15 protein-coding genes are annotated in these 18245 nt (G+C 64.9%); 3 read left to right on the forward strand and 12 right to left on the reverse strand.

Annotated elements, in window-relative coordinates:
- Positions 1-61: 61 nt before the first annotated feature.
- From NMB41_RS06170 to NMB41_RS06180, 3 genes are read right to left on the reverse strand one after another with little or no spacing between them, the layout of a single operon-like run.
- Positions 62-1486 carry an efflux transporter outer membrane subunit gene (locus tag NMB41_RS06170; RefSeq protein ID WP_494381595.1) on the reverse strand — a complete coding sequence of 475 codons (1425 nt, stop codon included), beginning with the start codon at positions 1484-1486 and terminating at the stop codon, positions 62-64.
- Positions 1487-1495: 9 nt separating this feature from the next.
- Positions 1496-4654 (reverse strand): efflux RND transporter permease subunit, encoded by a 3159-nt coding sequence (locus NMB41_RS06175; RefSeq protein WP_494381596.1) that lies wholly within the window; start codon positions 4652-4654, stop codon positions 1496-1498.
- 29 nt (positions 4655-4683) lie between these two features.
- Entirely contained in the window at positions 4684-5916 is a 1233-nt protein-coding gene (locus NMB41_RS06180; protein ID WP_494381597.1) for an efflux RND transporter periplasmic adaptor subunit, read from the reverse strand.
- Positions 5917-6074: 158 nt separating this feature from the next.
- Between NMB41_RS06180 and NMB41_RS06185 the strand changes: the two genes are divergently transcribed.
- Positions 6075-6692 (forward strand): TetR family transcriptional regulator, encoded by a 618-nt coding sequence (locus NMB41_RS06185; protein ID WP_494381598.1) that lies wholly within the window; start codon positions 6075-6077, stop codon positions 6690-6692.
- Between the two features lie 62 nt (positions 6693-6754).
- Here the strand turns inward: NMB41_RS06185 and tal are convergent, their stop codons facing one another.
- Positions 6755-7684 carry a transaldolase gene (tal, locus tag NMB41_RS06190; protein WP_494381599.1) on the reverse strand — a complete coding sequence of 310 codons (930 nt, stop codon included), beginning with the start codon at positions 7682-7684 and terminating at the stop codon, positions 6755-6757.
- A gap of 50 nt (positions 7685-7734) precedes the next feature.
- Positions 7735-8232: a GAF domain-containing protein gene (locus NMB41_RS06195; RefSeq protein WP_494381600.1), complete on the reverse strand. Its 498-nt coding sequence runs from the start codon at positions 8230-8232 to the stop codon at positions 7735-7737.
- A 276-nt stretch (positions 8233-8508) separates the two neighbouring features.
- On the opposite strand from NMB41_RS06195, the gene NMB41_RS06200 reads away from it, so the two are divergent.
- Entirely contained in the window at positions 8509-10131 is a 1623-nt protein-coding gene (locus tag NMB41_RS06200; RefSeq protein WP_494381601.1) for a methyl-accepting chemotaxis protein, read from the forward strand.
- 33 nt (positions 10132-10164) lie between these two features.
- On the opposite strand, the gene NMB41_RS06205 is transcribed toward NMB41_RS06200, so the two are convergent.
- The 4 genes from NMB41_RS06205 to NMB41_RS06220 all read right to left on the reverse strand — a co-directional run bounded on the left by NMB41_RS06205 (position 10165) and on the right by NMB41_RS06220 (position 13646).
- The gene (locus NMB41_RS06205) at positions 10165-10905 is read right to left on the reverse strand and encodes an oxygen-binding di-iron domain-containing protein (protein WP_494381602.1); all 741 of its coding nucleotides are present in this window, start codon (positions 10903-10905) and stop codon (positions 10165-10167) included.
- Between the two features lie 88 nt (positions 10906-10993).
- Complete coding sequence (locus NMB41_RS06210) at positions 10994-11128, reverse strand: hypothetical protein (protein WP_494381603.1); 135 nt, start codon at positions 11126-11128, stop codon at positions 10994-10996.
- A complete protein-coding gene (locus tag NMB41_RS06215) occupies positions 11128-11514 on the reverse strand; it encodes an ASCH domain-containing protein (RefSeq protein WP_494381604.1) in 387 nt (128 codons plus the stop codon). Before NMB41_RS06215 ends, NMB41_RS06210 begins: the two co-directional genes overlap by 1 nt.
- Positions 11511-13646, reverse strand: coding sequence for a hybrid sensor histidine kinase/response regulator (locus tag NMB41_RS06220; protein WP_494381605.1), 2136 nt, complete (start codon positions 13644-13646; stop codon positions 11511-11513). The genes NMB41_RS06215 and NMB41_RS06220 overlap by 4 nt, the downstream gene beginning before the upstream one ends.
- A gap of 145 nt (positions 13647-13791) precedes the next feature.
- Between NMB41_RS06220 and NMB41_RS06225 the strand changes: the two genes are divergently transcribed.
- A complete protein-coding gene (locus NMB41_RS06225) occupies positions 13792-14538 on the forward strand; it encodes an SDR family oxidoreductase (RefSeq protein ID WP_494381606.1) in 747 nt (248 codons plus the stop codon).
- Positions 14539-14648: 110 nt separating this feature from the next.
- On the opposite strand, the gene NMB41_RS06230 is transcribed toward NMB41_RS06225, so the two are convergent.
- From NMB41_RS06230 to NMB41_RS06240, 3 genes are all read right to left on the reverse strand, one after another.
- On the reverse strand, positions 14649-15503 hold the full coding sequence (locus NMB41_RS06230; RefSeq protein WP_494381607.1) for an SIS domain-containing protein: 855 nt from the start codon (positions 15501-15503) through the stop codon (positions 14649-14651).
- A 4-nt stretch (positions 15504-15507) separates the two neighbouring features.
- Positions 15508-16983, reverse strand: a complete 1476-nt coding sequence (gene zwf / locus NMB41_RS06235; protein ID WP_494381608.1) for a glucose-6-phosphate dehydrogenase — start codon at positions 16981-16983, stop codon at positions 15508-15510.
- Between the two features lie 347 nt (positions 16984-17330).
- Positions 17331-18227 (reverse strand): SMP-30/gluconolactonase/LRE family protein, encoded by an 897-nt coding sequence (locus NMB41_RS06240; protein ID WP_494381609.1) that lies wholly within the window; start codon positions 18225-18227, stop codon positions 17331-17333.
- Positions 18228-18245 lie beyond the last annotated feature (18 nt).

Raw genomic sequence — 18245 nt, forward strand, 5'->3', positions numbered from 1 at the left:
CTCAACTTTTGGGGGCCAGTTCAGGCCGCCCCGGGCGCCCTGGCGAGCGCGCGGCGGCGAATCAGCGCGCCGCTTGCGACGGCGAAGCGCCCTCGCTCCAGCCACCACCGAGCACGCGATACAGCGTGACCTGGTTTTGCAAGCGCTGCAAATTCGCCTGCACCGCCAGCTGCTGCGCCAGGAACAGCGAACGCTGGGCGTCGAGCAGGTCGAGGTAGCTGGACGCGCCGCTCTTGTAGCGCAGCTCGGACAGGTTGAAGCGGTCCTGCTCGGCCAGGGCGACGGCGCGCTGGGCGCGCAGCTGCTCGCTGAAGGTGGCCTGGCCGGCCAGTGCGTCCGCCACTTCGCGGAACGCGGTCTGGATCGACTGCTCGTACTGGGCCACCGCGATGTCGCGGCCGGCCCTGGCTGCATCGACGCCGGCACTGACGCGGCCCAGGTCGAACAGCGGCAGCACCGCCTGCGGCGCGAAGGTCCAGCCGAAGGAGCCGCTCTTGAACAGGCCGGACAACTCCGTGCTGGCGCTACCGACCGAGCCGGTGAGCGAGATGCGCGGGAAGTAGTTCGCGCGCGCCGCACCGATGTTGGCGTTGGCCGCGATCAGCTGCTGCTCTGCCGCGCGGATGTCCGGACGGATGGTGAGCAGGTCGGACGGCAGGCCCGCCGGCAGCTCGGGCAGCTCGGTCGTCGCCAAGGTTGCGCCGGCCGGCAGGTTCTCCGGAATCGACTGGCCTACCAGCAGGGTCAGCAGGTTGGCGTCCTGGGCGCGCTGGCGCTGGAAGCGCGCCAGTTCGGCGCGCGCCCCCTCCACCAGCGAGAGCGATTGCTGCAGTTCGAGTTTCGACACGACGCCGTTCTCGAAACGCAGGCGGGTCAGGCGGTCGGACTCTTCGCGGGTTTTCAGCGTCTGCTGGGTGAGGGCCAGCAGCTCGTCGTCGGCCAGCAGCGTCAGGTAGGTGTTGGCAACCGAGGCGACAAGGCTGATCTGCGTGGTGCGGCGCGCTTCCTCGGTAGCGAGGAATTGCGCCAGCGCCGCCTGCGACAGGTTGCGCACGCGGCCGAACAGGTCCAGCTCGAAGGCCGAGACGCCGAAGCCCGCCTGGTAGATGCTCGAGATCGGCTGGTCCTCGCCTGTGGTCTGGCGGTTGCCGCTGACGATTGCCGACACCGTCGGCAGGCGGTCGGCGCGGGTGATGCGGTACTGGGCGCGCGCCTGCTCGATGTTCAGGATGGCCACGCGCAGGCCGCGGTTGTTCGCCAGCGACAGCTCGATCAGCTGGCGCAGGCGCGCGTCCGCAAAGAAGCGCTGCCACGCCAGATTGACGGGGGCCTCCGGCGTTGCCACCGGCAAGGCCGTGCCGCCGGCCCGCGGCAGCTCGGGGAAGGCCGGGGCCACCGGCGCTTGTGGCCGCTCGTACTTCGGCGCCAGCGACATGCAGCCGGAGAGGGCCATGGCCAGTGCCAGGGGAGTAAGGATGAGTTTCATTGTTCTCATTTAGATTTTTTCCTCGATTACCTTGCTGGTCTCTTCTTCATGTGCGTACTTCTTGCGCTGGCGTTCGCTGCCCTTGAAGAACTTGCGCACCACGACGAAGAACATCGGCACGAACAGCACGCCCAGCGTCGACGCCGTGATCATACCGCCCATCACGCCGGTACCGATGGCGCGCTGCGATGCCGAACCGGCGCCGCCTGCGATTACCAGCGGCATCACGCCAAGGATGAAAGCCAGCGAGGTCATGATGATCGGGCGGAAGCGCAGGTGCGCCGCCTCGATCGCCGCTTCCATCGGCGAGCGTCCCTGCGCCTGCAGGTCTTTCGCGAACTCGATGATCAGGACCGCGTTCTTCGCGGCCAGGCCGACGATCGTGACCAGGCCGATCTTGAAGTACACGTCGTTCGGGTAGCCGCGCAGCAGGGCTGCCAGCACCGCACCCAGGATACCAAACGGAACCACCAGCAGCACCGCCACCGGGATCGACCAGCTTTCATACAGTGCGGCCAGGGCCAGGAAGATTGCCAGCAGCGAGAAGGCCATCAGGATGCCCATCGTGCCGCTGGAAAGCTGTTCCTCGCGCGACTGGCCGGTCCACTCGAAGGCGAAGCCGGCCTGCAGCCTGGCCGCCAGGGCTTCCATCTCGGCGATCGCGTCGCCGGTCGAATAGCCCGGCTTGGCGTCGCCCGAAATGCTCATTGCCGGATAGCCGTTGTAGCGCAGGGTCTGCATTGGACCGGTCACCCACTTGGTCGACGCGAAGGACGACAGCGGCACCGGGTTGCCCTGGGCGTTGAGCGCGTTCAGGCGCAGCAGGTCGTCCGGCTGCATGCGGTCTTTCGCATCGGCCTGCACCACGACACGCTGCAGGCGGCCGGCGTTCGGGAAGTCGTTCACGTAGCTTGAGCCCAGCGAGGTCGAGATCGCGGTGTTGATGGCGTCAAAAGAAACGCCCAGCGCCTGCGCCTTGTCGCGGTCGATGTCGAGCATCACCTGCGGCGCGTCTTCCAGGCCTTCCGGACGCACGCCGGCCAGGACCGGGCTTTGCGATGCCATGCCCAGCAGCTGGTTGCGTGCTGCCAGCAGGGCGTTGTGGCCGTTGCCGCCGCGGTCCTGCAGGCGGAAGCTGAAGCCCGTGCCGCGGCCCAGTTCCGGAATCGGCGGTGGCGACAGCGCGAAGATGAAGGCATCGCGCACGCCAGACAAGCCGCCCATGATGCGTCCGGCCACGGCGTTGGCGCTCGAGTTTTCGCCCTTGCGCTCGCTCCAGTCTTTGAGCGGGATGAAGGCCAATGCCATGTTCTGGCCGGCACCCGAGAACGAGAAGCCCAGCACGCTGACCATGTTCGCCACTTCCGGCTGCTTCATGATGAAGGCTTCGGCGGTGCGCATCACTTCGTTGGTGCGCTCCAGGGTCGCGCCCGGCGGCAGCTGGATGTTGGCAATCACATAGCCCTGGTCTTCGTTCGGCAGGAAGGAGTTCGGCATGCGCGTGAACATGAGCGCGACCAGGCCGCATACCAGCACGAAGGCGACCAGCGCACGGCCGGAATATCGCGCCAGCTTGCCGACCCAGCTCTCGTAGCCCTTGGCGGTACGCGCGAAGCGGCGGTTGAACCAGCCGAAGAAACCCTTCTTCTCGTGGTGGTGGCCGGCTTCGACGGGTTTGAGCAGGTGTGCGCACAGGGCCGGCGTCAGGGACAGCGCCAGGAAGGCCGAGAAGGCGATCGAGGACACCATGACGACCGCGAACTGGCGGTAGATGTTACCCACGGCGCCGGCGAAGAAGGCCAGCGGCACGAACACCGACATCAGGACCACGGTCACGCCGATGATGGCGCCCGAGATCTGGCCCATGGCCTTACGTGTGGCTTGGAGCGGCGGCAGGCCTTCCTCGCTCATGATGCGCTCGACGTTCTCGACGACCACGATCGCATCGTCGACGACGATACCGATCACCAGCACCATGCCGAACATGGTCAGCACGTTGATCGAATAGCCCAGTGCCAGCAGCGTGCCCAGCGAGCCAAGCAGCGCGACCGGAACGACGATGGTCGGGATAATGGTGTAGCGGAAGTTCTGCAGGAAGAGGTACATCACCAGGAATACCAGCACGATCGCTTCGACCAGGGTATGCAGCACCTGCTCGATCGAGATGTCGATGAACTTCGAGCTGTCGAAAGGCACGGTGGCCTTCATCCCGGCCGGGAAGAATTTGGAGAGTTCGTCCATGCGCTCGCGCACCAGGCGCGCCGTTTCCAGCGCATTGCCCGATGGCGCCAGCTGCACGCCGATACCGGTCGACGGCTTGCCGTTCAGGCGTGCCGAAGTGCCATACGCCTGGGCGCCGATTTCAATGCGGGCCACGTCCTTCAGGCGCACGGTCGAACCGTCCGGGTTCGCGCGCAGTGCGATGTTGCCGAACTGTTCGACGGTCGAGAGCTGGCCGCTGACGACCACGGTCGCGGTGATTTCCTGGCCTTGCGCCAACGGCAGTTCGCCGATGGTGCCCGAGGCGACCTGGGCGTTCTGGCTGCGAATGGCATTGTTCACGTCGGCCGGCGACAGGCGCAAGCCCACCAGCTTGGCCGGATCGATCCAGACGCGCATGGCGCGCTCGGTACCGAACAGCTGGGCGGTACCGACGCCCTTGATGCGCTGGATTTCAGGCAGGACCGTGCGCGAGGCATAGTCGCCCAGCGCGATCGGATCCCATTTCGGATCGCTCGAGGAGAGGATCGTAAACAGCAGGAAGTTAGCGCGCACCTTGTCGACGCGCACACCCTGCTGGTTCACGGCCGCCGGCAGGCGCGGGCTTGCCCGCGACAGGCGGTTCTGGACGTCGACCTGGGCCAGCTCAGGATCGGTGCCGGTTTCGAAGGTCAGGGTAATCGAGCCGCTGCCGTTGGCGGTGCTGCTCGACTCCATGTAGACCAGGCCTGGTGAGCCGTTCATCTCGCGTTCGATGACGGAGATGACCGAGTCTTCCAGGGTTTGTGCCGAGGCGCCCGGATAGGCGGCATTGATCACGATCGATGGCGGAGCCACGTTCGGATACTGTGCAATCGGCAGCTGGGTGATCGAAACGCCGCCGATCACCATGATGAACAGCGCGATCACCCAGGCGAAAATAGGGCGGTCAATAAAAAAACGTGCCATTGGATAGTCCTGTTTTTATGCGTTGCGGCTTAGCGGGCGGCCGTCGTGGCGGCGGCAGCGGCAGGCGCGGCACCTGCCGGGGCTGCGATTTCGCTTTTCGGCGCGGTCCACGGCACGGCTTTCACCGGGGTACCCGGCGGCAGCATCTGCAGCTTCTGGAAGCCGTCGACCATGACGCGTTCGCCTTCCTTCAGGCCGTCGAGCACGACCCAGTTCGAGCCTTGCTGCGAACCGATCTTGACGGTGCGCGGGGCCGGCTTGTTGTCCGGGCCGACCACCATCAGGGTGTCGCCCTGGGCGCCGCCGCGGGTGACGGCCTGCTGCGGCACCAGGATGCCGTTCGGGACCTGGGCCTGCGCCAGGCGCACGCGCACGTACTGGCCCGGCAGCAGGGCGTTGTCCGGATTGGCGACGGTGGCGCGCAGGGTGACCTGGGCGGTGCCCGGATCGACGGTCACGTCCGAGAACAGCAGCTTGCCGCGGGTCGGCAGTTCGGTGCCGTCGTCGAGGAGCACGGTGACCGGAGCGTCTTTCGCGCCACCGCCAGCCTGCTTGCGCAGGCGCTGCACTTCGGAGGCCGACTGGGTGATGTTCAGGTACATCGAGTCGGTCTGCTGGATCAGCGCCAGCTGGGTGCCTTCGGTCGCCGAGACCAGCGCGCCTTCAGTGACCAGGGCGCGGCCGATGCGGCCCGAGATCGGCGCATTCACGTTGGCGTAGCCGGAATTGATCTGGGCGATGCGCACCTGGGCGCGCGAGGCTGCCACGGCTGCTTCCGCCTGCTTCTGCGCGGCGACCGCATTAATGTATTCCTGCTTGCTGATCGCGTTGGCTTCGACCAGCGGCTTGTAGCGCGCGGCCTGGGCGGCGGCCTGGGTCAGCGTCGCCTGGGCGCTGCCGAGTTCGGCCTGGGTGGCGGCGAGCTGGGCCTGGTAAGGCGCCGGGTCGATCTGGAACAGTGACTGGCCTTCCTTGACCGCGCTGCCCTCGGTGAACAGGCGCTTGAGGACGACGCCGTTGACGCGGGCGCGCACCTGCGCAGTACGCACTGGCTCGGCACGGGCCGGCAATTCGGTCTGCAGGGCGACCGATTCGAATTTGGTGGTGATGACGCCGACTTCAGGCGCAGGCATCTTGGCGCCGGCGCCAGGACCGGCCTGGGCGGCGTCTTTCTTGCCGCAGGCCGACAGCAGGGCCACGGCCATCAAGGTGCAGGCGGCGATCCGGGTGAGGGACAGGGGAGAGGAGTTTGCAGAGCGCATTACGTGCTTCCTTCTGGTTTTTTGGGAAAGACGCAAGCGTGCTCAGGTATCCTCTCGGTCCTGTGCACGCGTGCATCACTGGCTTTTACAGATTTTTTTATATACTATCACGAGTGTATGTTTAACGTGCAGCACCCATTTAAAACCGGAGAAGAGACATGGCCCGCAGGACAAAAGAAGAAGCAGCGGCCACACGCGACAGCATTCTGGATGCTGCAGAGAAATTGTTTGTCGAGCAGGGAGTGTCGCGAACGACCTTGCAGCATATCGCAACAGAAGCGGGTGTGACGCGCGGTGCAATTTATTGGCATTTTGACGACAAGGGCGCCTTGTTCAACGCCATGATGGAAAGGGCAATCCTGCCCTTCGAATGCGCCATGGGCGTACTCGGCGAAGCGGATGAGGCCAACGTGCTGGACAACCTGCGCCAGTTCATCGTCGAAATCTTCCGCGTCACGGAAACCGACCCGCAAGCGCGCCGCGTGTTTGAGATTGCCTCGCTGAAAGTAGAATTCGTCAGCGAGATGGATGCCGTGCGCGTGCGCCGGCGCCAGAACCAGCAGGAGTGGATGGCGCAGGTGCAACAGCGCCTCGTGCTGGGACAGTCCAGCGGCCAGATCCGCAAGGAGGTGAGTACGCAGGTGCTGGCCATCGGGCTGTGGGCGCTGATGGATGGGCTGATCCGCAACTGGATGTTCGAGCCCGATTCGTTCGGGCTGGTGGAGACGGGGGACAGGCTTATTGCGGGGATGCTGGATGGGATTCGGACGCGCTGACCCAAAAAAACAAAAACGCCGGCATCCCGCCGGCGTCGTCAGCATCGATTCCCGTTAACGGATCAACGCATTTCTTCAATCATCTTCTTGAGCTTCTTCGAATCGGCGACGAAGGCGCGAATCCCCTCGGCCAGCTTCTCGGTACCCATCGCATCTTCGTTGAGCATGAAGCGGAAGTTCTTCTCGTCGACGGCGATCTTTTCGATCGAGGCATCGGCTTCGTCGGTGAGCTTGCGCTCGACCGGCGCGTCGCTGTCGGCCAGCTTTTGCAGCAGGTCCGGTGAAATGGTCAGGAGGTCGCAACCGGCCAGTTCGAGGATCTGCGAGGTATTGCGGAAGCTCGCGCCCATGACTTCGGTCTTGTAGCCGAACGTGCGGTAGTACTGGAAAATCTTCTTGACCGACTGCACGCCCGGATCGTCCGCACCGGTGTACTCAAGGCCGCTCGACTTCTTGTACCAGTCGTAGATGCGGCCGACGAAAGGCGAAATCAGCTGCACGCCCGCTTCGGAGCAGGCCACGGCCTGGCACAGCGAGAACAGCAGGGTCAGGTTGCAGTGGATGCCGTCCTTTTCCAGGATCTCAGCGGCGCGGATGCCTTCCCAGGTCGAAGCGATCTTGATCAGGACGCGCTCGCGCGACACGCCGGCCGCTTCGTACAGGGCGATCAGCTCGCGGCCCTTGGCGACGGTGGCCTCGGTATCGAAGGACAGCGCCGCATCGATCTCGGTCGAGACGCGGCCCGGCACGAATTTCAGGATCTCGACGCCGAACGCGATCAGGAGGCTGTCGACGATCGCATCGGTCGAGCCGCCCTTGGCATCCGCCACTGCTTTCTGCAGCAGCGGCAGGTATTCCGGCTTCTGCACGGCTTTCAGGATCAGCGACGGATTGGTGGTCGCATCCTGCGGCGCATAGGCTTTGATGGACTGGAAATCGCCGGTATCGGCAACGACGGTGGTGTATTGCTTGAGTTGGTCGAGTTGATTCATATAATTTGCCTAAAATGTAATATTGCCAAATATTCTTTGCATCACCGCGTTCAGAAATCTGTCGCGTCGATAAACGCCTGCACCATCGCTTCCAGCCCAGCGCGGTCCTCATCCGAAAAGCGGTTCAGCAGCGGGCTGTCGATATCGAACACGCCGACCAATTCGCCATCCTTCAGCACCGGGAGCACGATCTCGGACGCCGACGCCGAATCGCAGGCGATATGCCCCGGAAACGCATGCACGTCCGGCACCACGATGGTCTTGCGCTCGACTGCGGTCGCGCCGCATACGCCGCGCCCGAACGGGATGCGCGCGCAGGCCGGCTTGCCCTGGAAGGGCCCGACCAGCAAATCCTGGCCTTCGCCTTTTTTCGAGGGCACGGTGAGGTAGAAGCCGGCCCAGTTCAGGTCGGCGAGGGTGTCGTACACGAGTGCGGAGAACTGCGCCGCGTTCGCGGTCAGGTCGCGTTCGCCCTCCAACACACTGGCGACCTGGCGTACCAGCAGGTCGTAATCGGGGCGGGTGCTGCGTTCTGGGTTGATGTGCATGGCGAGCTCAAGGGTGCTGGCGAAAACCACTATTTTACAGCCAGCACGCTCGATCCTGTGCGTGCGGAACATTAGGTGTTCGACAACTAGAATACCAGGCAGTTATCAATATGTTGTGTAAGGGCAACTTTTACTTGCTTGTTCCATAAGTAAACACACATATTTACCGCTCGAGCGAGCACAGAGTTTAGTAGGAGTTATCCTACAGAAACTTCTTGCTATGTGTTCTCAGGTCTGCATATAGCCCACGCTCATCCACAACGGTTGGCCACACACATGAAACTCTCGAATCTCCCCATCGGCACGCGTCTCAGCGGCGCTTTCGCAATTCTCCTGGTATTACTCGGCGTCGTGCTCTTCAGCGCCTTGAAGCAGCTCGAGCGGATCGACGAGGCCAAGACCGAGATGGTCGGCGCAAACCACAAGGCCCAACTCGCCAACGCCTGGCGCGAGGGCACTTCCACCAACATTGTGCGTACGCTGTCCAAAGCCAGGAGCAATGACCCGGCTGCGGAGCTGGAACTCGACAGCGAAATGAAAACCGTCAGCGCCCAGGTGACCAAGGTGCAGGAGGAACTCGCAAGCCTGGTGAAGAGCGACGAAGGCAATGCCAAGCTGCAGGCCGTTGCCGACCAGCGCAAGGCGTACATCGCAATTCGCAACGACCTGTTCAAGCGCAAGGCCGAGCAGGGCGCGGATGATGCGTTCAAGGCTGCCGTGACCGACAAGCTGCTGCCTGAAATGAAAAAATATCTTGCGACCATCGACAGTGTCGTCGCATTCCAGGACGAATTGTTCAAGGCCGCCAATACCCGCATCGACGAGGTGTACGCCGATTCGCGCACCTTCCTGGTCGCCCTGGGCGTGTTTGCGCTGGCCTGCGGCGTCGGCCTGGGCGTGGTCCTCACCAGGAGCATCACGCGCCCGCTGGCGCATGCGGTAACGCTGGCACAGCAGGTCGCGTCCGGCGACCTGACCGCCGACATCCAGGTGTCGTCGAAGGATGAAGTCGGCGTGCTGCTCTCGGCACTGAAGGACATGAACGAAAGCTTGCTGAACACCGTCTCCCAAGTGCGCTCCGGCACTGAGACCATCGTCACGGCCTCCCAGCAAATCGCCGCCGGCAACCTTGACCTCTCGTCGCGCACGGAACAGCAGGCAAGTTCGCTCGAGGAAACCGCTTCGTCGATGGAAGAGCTGACCAGTACCGTACGCCAGAATGCGGACAACGCACGCCAGGCCAACACGCTGGCGCTGGACGCCTCGGGCATTGCATCGCGCGGCGGCGAAGTTGTCTCGCGGGTCGTCGAGACGATGGCCTCGATTAACGAATCGTCGAAGAAGATTGCCGACATCATTGCCGTCATCGACGGGATCGCCTTCCAGACCAATATCCTCGCGCTGAACGCCGCGGTGGAGGCAGCACGCGCCGGCGAGCAGGGCCGCGGTTTCGCCGTCGTCGCCTCGGAAGTACGCAACCTGGCGCAACGATCGGCAGCGGCCGCCAAGGAAATCCGCGGCCTGATTACCGATTCGGTCGGCAAGGTCGAAACCGGCGGGCAGCTCGTCGAGCAGGCCGGCGCCACCATGCAGGAGATCGTGCAGGGCATTTCCCGCGTGACCGACATCATGGCCGGGATCGCCAGCGCAAGTGCCGAACAGACGCTGGGCATCGAGCAGGTCAATGCGGCGATCACGCAGATGGACGACGTCACCCAGCAGAACGCGGCCCTGGTCGAAGAGGCGGCCGCCGCCGCGACTTCGCTCGAGGATCAGGCGGCCTCGCTGGCACGCCTGGTCAGCACCTTCAAGCTGGAAGGCAGCGCCGTCCGCCATGACGCGGCACCGCGCGCGCTCGGCCGCAGTGGTGCGGCGTCAGGCCAGCTGGCGCTGCGCTGACCGTTCTGCAGCACACCCGGGCAGCGTGCAACATCACTGCTGCGCCGGGTCATTGACGAGTCTTTCTCCCAGCGCACGCAGCAGGCGTGCGCCATCTCCACTCCAGGCGCTTCCATGCATGCAGGCCAGGGTTGCGGGTGATTCCGCTGCCAGGTGTTCGATCAACTGCCTGGTGTTCGTGGAGTGCGAAAAGTAGTCCATCGGTTTGCGGAAGGCCTCGCTGTTTTCCAGGATGTCTTCCCGGGTCAGGGCAGCAGCGCCCACGCCGCCCTGGGTGAAGAGATCGCCGCAAAACAGCGTCCTGGTGCGGGTATCCATCAGGAAGCCCGTCTCCCAGCCATGCGGCAAATGCGGCGCATCGAGCCATTTCACCGCGCGTTTTCCCAGCACGGGTTCGGCGCCGTCGGCCATGGCATGGGCTGGCCTGTCCGCGAAATCGTTGATCGACACCATCGCTGCGACGCGGCTGCACAAGGGGACCGACTGCGGAGCGACGGCCAGCCACTCGTTGATGGAACCGCATTCGTCGGCTTCGAAATGGGACAGGGCGATGAAGCGCAGTTCGCTGGCCGGGATGACGCTGTCGACGGCCTCCCGCACCAGCGGAAACATCTTGCGCGGTCCCGTATGGAACAGCAGCGGCTGGTCATCGACGATCAGATACTGGTTGAACGAAAAGCCGCCCGGCACCAGGTCCACGGGCGTATTGATGCGATAGACGCCCTCGGCGATTTCCTGGACGTTGGTACCGGTGGATGCACTGGTGATGGCCATGGCAACCTCCACGAAGGCAGCTCATCGAGCTTGGTCAGGCAAATTTCATTATTGGGTGATGGGTAATCCAATGTCAAGAAAGTGGCGGTCACCCGCGATCGTCGCGGTCATCCGCGAGGTCTTCCTCGAGTTCTTTTTCGAAGGACTTGCGGTCCCTCGCATTGGTGAACAGGACCCAGCCCACGAGCACCACTGCGAGGAAAGAACACATCAGGATGATCATTATGCGACCTCGACCAGTTCGAAATGCAGCGTCACGAACTCGAAGTCATCGTGCAACTCCAGGTGCGACAGGCAGAGGATGTGCACATCGCGAAATTCCTGCGCACTCGAAAACGTCTCGCCGCGCCAGACGTCTTCAGGGATGTCGCCGAATTTGATCACCCGCACTTCAAGCGCGCGGATGGTGCAGCGCGCGCGTCCCTTGCGGTCGTACACGTCGATCAGGTCGCCCGTCTCGTAGCCGCCATCGCCCAGTTCGCCGTAGCCCTCGTAATAGGCCTCGATCGTGTCGGCGGTGACGGTCTTGTGGCCGGCGATCACTTCGCGCACCAGGCTGTCGTCGTTCTCGTCGACGCCGTAGAAGGTCAGCTTTTTTCGCTTTGTCATGAGGTCACTCCCACATCGCCCGACACCGCCCGTTCCAGGTCCTCGAGCGAGGCCGGTTTGGTGAGGTGCAAATCAAACCCCGCCTGCGTCGCCCGGTCCACATCCGATTTCTGCCCGTAGCCGGTGAGCGCCACCAGCCGCGGCGCGGCGCCGCTGCCGCGGATCGCAGCGGCCAGCGCGTAGCCGTCCATGTCGGGCAGGCCGATGTCGAGGATCGCGATATCCGGCGCGCTGCGCCGCACGGCCTCGAGCGCCTCGGCGGCGCTGTGGGCGACGCGCACTTCATGGCCGAACTGTTCCAGCACCAGCGCCGTCGTCATGGCGGCATCGATGTTGTCGTCGACAACGAGCACCTGGCGCGCGCTGGCAGGCGGGCTTGCGCTTGGCGCCGGCTGCGGTGCCTGCGCGGCAGCGAGCGGCAGTTCGACGACGAAGCGGCTGCCGGTGCCCGGTCCGTCGCTGTGGGCCGACACGCGTCCGCCATGCAGTTCGACGATCCTGCGCACGATCGCCAGTCCCAGGCCCAGGCCGCCGGTACTGCGCGCGACCGTCTGGGGCGCCTGGTAGAAGGGTTCGAAGATGCGGGCCAGCAGCTCGGGATCCATGCCGATGCCGCCGTCGCTGACCTCGAGCCGCGCCGTGTCCGCGCTGCCCGACAGGGTCACCCGGGGCGCGCCCATGCCGAAGCGCTCGGCGTTCGATAGCAGGTTGTTGAGTACCTGGGCCAGGCGGCTTTCGTCGCCTTCGACCCAGACCGCGCCGGGCGCCGTCACGGCGACCGGCGTGCCTGGCCGGCCGGCCACGGCGTGGCGCACCACCTCGGCCAGGTTCAGCGGCCGCAGCTCGAACTGCATCTTGCCCGAGGTGATGCGTGACACGTCGAGCAGGTCGTCCACCAGGCGTTTTAAATGATTCACCTGGCGCCGCATGATGGTGCGCTCGCGCAGGCTGGCGCCGTCGGCGCGCAGGTCCATCAGGTCGAGCGAGGCGACGATCGGGCTCAGGGGATTGCGCAGCTCGTGGCCCAGCACGGCCAGGAACTCGTCCTTCACCAGGCTGGCGTCGCGGCTCGCGGCCAGCGCCTCTTCCAGCGAAGCGAGCAGGCGCGAACGTTCCTGCTCGTGCTTTGCGTGCTGGTTCGCCGCCGCTTCAAGCGCCCGGCCGATCTGCGCGAGTTCGCGGATGCGCGAGGGCGGGACGTCGACGCTCTTGCCCGCACCCAGCGCCGTGGCGCCGTGCTGCAGGTTGGCGAAGCTGCGCACGATGCGGCTCGACAGCAGCGAGGCCAGGCCGATACAGGCCAGCAGCGACGCGCCCAGGCCCCAGGCGTAGAGCGTGATGCCTTTCAGCGAAGCGGCGCCGATGGCCGGCTTCGGCACGCCAATGACGACCGTCCAGCCAAAACGCGAGACGCGCGTGTAGGCGCTGGTCAGGTTGTCGCCTTCGAGATTGACGGTGCCGCCCACGCCTTCCGGCGCCGGGCCGCGCAGCAGCTGCGCCAGCGAGGGACCGGGTGGCCCGGCCACGCGCTTGTCGTGGTCCTTCGAGCGGGCCACGATCGAACCAAAGGCATCGATAATCGAAATGACCGAATCTGCCGGTACGCGCTGGCGCTTGACGACAGCCCGGATGCGGTCCGGCTTGATGACGGCGGTCAGCGCATACAGGCGCCCGGCCTCATCGCGGATCGGTACGCGCACCGGAAACGCCACCTTGCCGCCCTGTCCGCGCGCCACGTGGCCGACCAGCGGCCTTTGCACCGCCAGCAGCTTGCGCAGGCTGTCCGGATCGGTGACGTGCCCGGCCGGCTTGTCGAATGGAGAGGTGGTGCGAAACAGGACCTTGCCGCCGGCGTCGGAGAGGATGATGGCCAGCCATTCCGGCTGGGCCGCGACCTGTTCGCGCGCGATGTCGTAGAAGGCGCGCAGGTCGCCCGACCCCATCGCCGGCGAGCGCGCCAGGCTGGCCAAAGTGGCGATCGCCCCATCGAGTTCGGCATCGACGGCGCTCGACAGCGCGCGCGCCTGGTCGAGCATGGCGCGGTCCTGTTCGCGCTGCTGGTACTGGCTCGCCGTATGCAGCGACCACAGCCCCAGCAAGGCGAGGGGCAGCAGGCCGATTGCGCTGAGCAAAATGAGCAGCCGGCGCAAGGACAGAGTAAAACCAGTAGACGACCGCATAGCATGGCTTTTTGGTAAAAAGGCATTATATGTTGAAATGTCGGGCAATCGGACACGCCCGGCGCCGTGCCGCTGTCTACCGAAGCGAAAGGACACCATGAAAAAAACCATCCTCATTACCGGCGGCGGGCGCGGCATCGGCGCCGCCTGCGCGCGCCTGGCTGCCGCACAGGCTTACCGGGTCTGCATCAACTACCGCAGCGACGACGCGGCCGCCGCAAGCATCGTGCGCGCCATCGAGGACGCCGGAGGCGAAGCCGTGGCGCTGCGTGCCGATGTCGCCCAGGAGGCGGAGGCCGAATCCCTGTTCGCGCAAGTCGATGCGCGCTTCGGCCGGCTCGACGCCTTCGTCAACAATGCCGGCGTGCTGGCGCAGCAGATGCGCGTCGACCAGATGGACGGGGCGCGCATCGAACGCATCCTGATGACGAATGTCGTGGGCAGTTTTCTCTGTGCGCGCGAAGCGGTGCGGCGCATGTCGACGAAACATGGCGGCAGCGGCGGCGCCATCGTCAACGTCTCCTCACGCGCGGCCGTCCTCGGCTCGCCCGGCGAATACGTCGACTACGCAGCCTCGAAAGCGGCGCTCGATGCGCTGACGATCGGGCTGTCGAAGGAAGTGGCGGGCGAGGGCATCCGCGTGAACGGCGTGCGTCCGGGCCTGATCCACACCACGATGCATGCCGATGGCGGCGAACCGGGGCGGGTGGAACGATTGCAATCGTCGGTACCGATGGGGCGCGGCGGCGAGCCGGAGGAGGTGGCGCGCGCCGTCCTGTGGCTGCTGTCGGATGCGGCCTCGTACACCTCGGGCAGCTTTATCGAGGTGTCGGGCGGGCGTTAAAGACTGGGGTCAGGTCTGACATTTGGACACGGCCTCTGCAGTAAGGCCTGACTGATGTAGGGGGATGGCTGAGCTCGTGTCCGAATGTCAGACCTGACCCCAGCTGTTAATTAGCCGATGAACGAATCGAACTGCATGTCGAATTCCTGCAGCGCCTTCTGCGCGTTCTGCATTTTCTTGCGGAACTCCGGCCCGCGCTGCAGTGCCAGGCCGACGGCCAGCACGTCGATCACGACCAGGTAGGCCAGGCGCGCCGAGATGGGCGTGTAGGGGTCGATATTGAAAACCAGGTCGATCGGGATCAGGACGCTGGCCATGTCGGCCAGCGGGGTGCCGGAGGGCGCCAGCACGATCACGTCGGCGCCGCCGCGGCGCGCCAGTTTGGCCGAGCGCACCAGCGTCGGGTTGTTGCCGCGCTGGGAGATCGCCACCACCGCGTCGCCTTCGCGCAGCAGGGCGGCCGAAATCGAGTGGATGGCCGGGTCGGCATAGGCCACCGTCGGCACGCCGGAACGGAAGAATTTGTGCTGGGCGTCGGCGGCGACGATGCCCGACGTGCCCTGGCCGTAGAACTCAATCTTGTTTGCGCGCGACAGGATGTCGAGCGCCTTCTGGACCGACTCGGCATTGAGGTTGTTGCGCAGGTCGAGCAGGGTGTTGATCGAGCGGCTGCAGATTTTATTCACCAGGTCCGCCGCCAGGTCGTCCTGGGCCGGCTGCTCGTTCGCGCTCGGCAGGGCCAGCGCCAGGCCCTGGGCGAGTTTGAGCTTGAACTCGTGCCAGCCGTCGTAGCCGAGCGTGCGGCAAAAGCGCACCACGGTCGGCTCCGACACCTGCGCGTTTTTGGCGAGCGCCGTGATGTTCTGGCTGACCGTCGCGCCCGGGGCTTCGAGCACGGCGAGGGCCACCTTGCGCTCGGATTTCGAGAGCGAGTCGAGCTGGGTGCGGATCGAGTCGAGCAGCATGGCGTCAGTCTTCCGGCAAGGCTTCTTCGCGCCACTGCAAGCCGTCGCGCCCGATCAGGGCCGAGGACGAGGCCGGACCCCAGGTGCCCGACGCGTAGGGCACGGGCGCCGTGTCGTCCTGTTCCCAGTGGTTCAGGATCGGCTCGACCCATTCCCAGGCCGCTTCCAGTTCGTCGCCGCGCATGAACAGGGTAAGCTGGCCGCGCAGCACGTCCAGCAGCAGGCGTTCGTAGGCTTCCATGCGCGGCGCCTTGAACTGCTCGCGGAAATCGAGTTCGAGTTCGGCCTGTTTCAGGCGCATCGAGTCGCCCGGCGTCTTGGCCATCAGGTTCAGCGACAGGCCTTCATCGGGCTGCAGGCGGATTACCAGGCTGTTGGGCTGGAAGCTCGACGTCGGCTGGTTGAAAATCGAATGCGGGATCTGCTTGAAGCGCACGACGATTTCGGCCAGGCGGTCGGACATGCGTTTTCCCGTGCGCAGGTAGAAGGGCACGCCGGCCCAGCGCCAGGTGTCGATCTCGGCCTTCAGGGCGACAAAGGTTTCGGTCTTCGACTGCTTCGGCGCGTCCGGTTCATCGCGGTAGCTCGGCACGGCCTGGCCGTCCACGTGGCCGGCGCGATACTGGCCGCGCACGATGTTTTGCGACAGCGTGGTCGGCGTGAAACGCTTCAGCGAGCGCAGCACCTGGAGCTTGGCGTCGCGCACGGCGTCGGGCGCGATCGAGGTCGGCGGCTCCATCGCCACGATGCACAGCAGTTGCAGCAGGTGGTTCTGCAGCATGTCGCGCAGCGCGCCCGAGTTGTCGTAGTAGCCGAGGCGGTTGCCCACGCCGATCTTCTCGGCGATGGTGATCTGCACGTCGGAGATCCATTCGCGCCGCCAGAGCGGCTCGAACAGCACGTTACCGAAGCGCAGGGCCAGCAGGTTCTGCACGGTCTCCTTGCCGAGGTAATGGTCGATCCGGTAGATCTGCGATTCGGCGAACACCTTGCCGACGTCGGCATTGATCTGCTTGGCCGAGGCGAGGTCGCGTCCGAGCGGCTTTTCCAGCACCACGCGCGAGGCAGGCGTGGCCAGGCCGGTGGCCTTGAGGTTGTCGCAGATGCGGGCGAACAGGTGCGGCGGCGTGGCCAGGTAGTAGACGCGGGTGATCGCTTCGTCCTGGCGCAACACCTCGACCAGCGGGCCGAAGCTGGCGACGTCGGTCGCGTCCAGCGCGACATAGGTAATGCGCTCGAGGAAGCGCTGCCATTTGCCTTCGTCGACGCTGTCCTGGTCCTTGATGTGCTGCTTCGAATGCGTGTCGACGAAGTTCAGGAAGTCGTCCTGCGTGCTCGGGTCGCGGCCGACGCAGATAATGCGGGCAGTCTGCGGCAGGTCGCTGCAGACGTCGCGTGCGTACATCGCAGGCAGGAGCTTGCGCATCGCAAGGTCGCCGCTGCCGCCAAAGAGAACGAGGTCGAAATCGGAAAGTGCCATAAGGTCGGGTCGCAAAGAGGAAAGGTGACTATCCATGTAAATTTACTACATGAATATGGTCTTGGCAAGAAACTCTACTACGAAAGCGTGAGCGAAGATGGTGCCATAGGCAGGGATGATGGGTCGCGCCGCTTCCGGGAGGGACGTAGGGTGGGCGGCTATACCCGGAACTCTGCAATCAGGCTGCGTGAACGCCGCCCACGCGTTCAACGCACCTATGAACCGTCGCGATGTGCACGCGATCGTTGAACGCGTGGGCGGCATCAGGAGTCCCGTGACATCAAGCACCGGGATATGGCCGCCCACCCTACGTCCCTTGCGATCAGCGTACCGTGAACGCCCCGAAATCAGCGGCGATACTCCGGCTGCACCAGCCCCGCCACATCGACCTTCATGCACAGCACCTTGCCCGTCAGCGGATACTGCGCCATCTCGGCGGCCGAGCGCCCGTGGCTGGCGCTGGTGACATACAGGGTGCGCAGGTCGCTGCCGCCGAAAGCGACGGCCGTCGGGCAGCGCAGCGGCAGCTGGACTTCGCGCAGCAGTTCGCCGGTCGGCGAGAGTTTGAGCAGGCGGCCGCCTTCGAACATCGCCACCCAGTAGTTGCCGTCGGCGTCGACCGCGGCGCCGTCCGGACGCCCGCCGTAGTCGGCCGCGCTTTTGTCGGTCGAGAAAACCACCAGGTTGCGCCCGTTGGCCACGGTGCCGGCCGCCACATCGAAGTCGTAGCAGTCGATGCGGTGGCTGGTGGTATCGGCGTGGAACATGGTGCCGCCCCCCAAGCCCCAGGCCAGGCCGTTCGAGTTCGTCATGCCGCCCGACCAGGCCAGGCGCAGCTTGTCGCGTTCGAGCACGTACATCTCGGCGGCCGGCTTGTCGCGCGGCTCGTACATGGTGCCGACCCAGAAGCGTCCGGCCGGGTCGACCCGGCCGTCGTTGAAGCGATTGACCGCCGGGTCGTAAGGGGCAGGGCAGATGTCGGTGATCTCGCCGCTGGTCGTGTTCAGGCGTATGAAGCCTTTGCGCGTGGCCACGACCAGGTTGTTGTCGCCGTCGGCAGCGATCGCCGACGGTTCCGAGCCCATCTTCCAGGAAGTGAACTTGCCGCTGGCCGGGTGTACCCGGTTCACGGTCAGGCCGTTGATGTCGACCCAGTACAGGGCCGATTCCACGTCGTGCCAGAGCGGGCATTCGCCCACCTGCATCGGTTCGTTGTGGAGGACGTCGATTTTCAGAGTCTTCATGCTGTCCGCGCTGTGGTT

This window comes from Massilia sp. FBCC-B171, assembly GCF_059134155.1.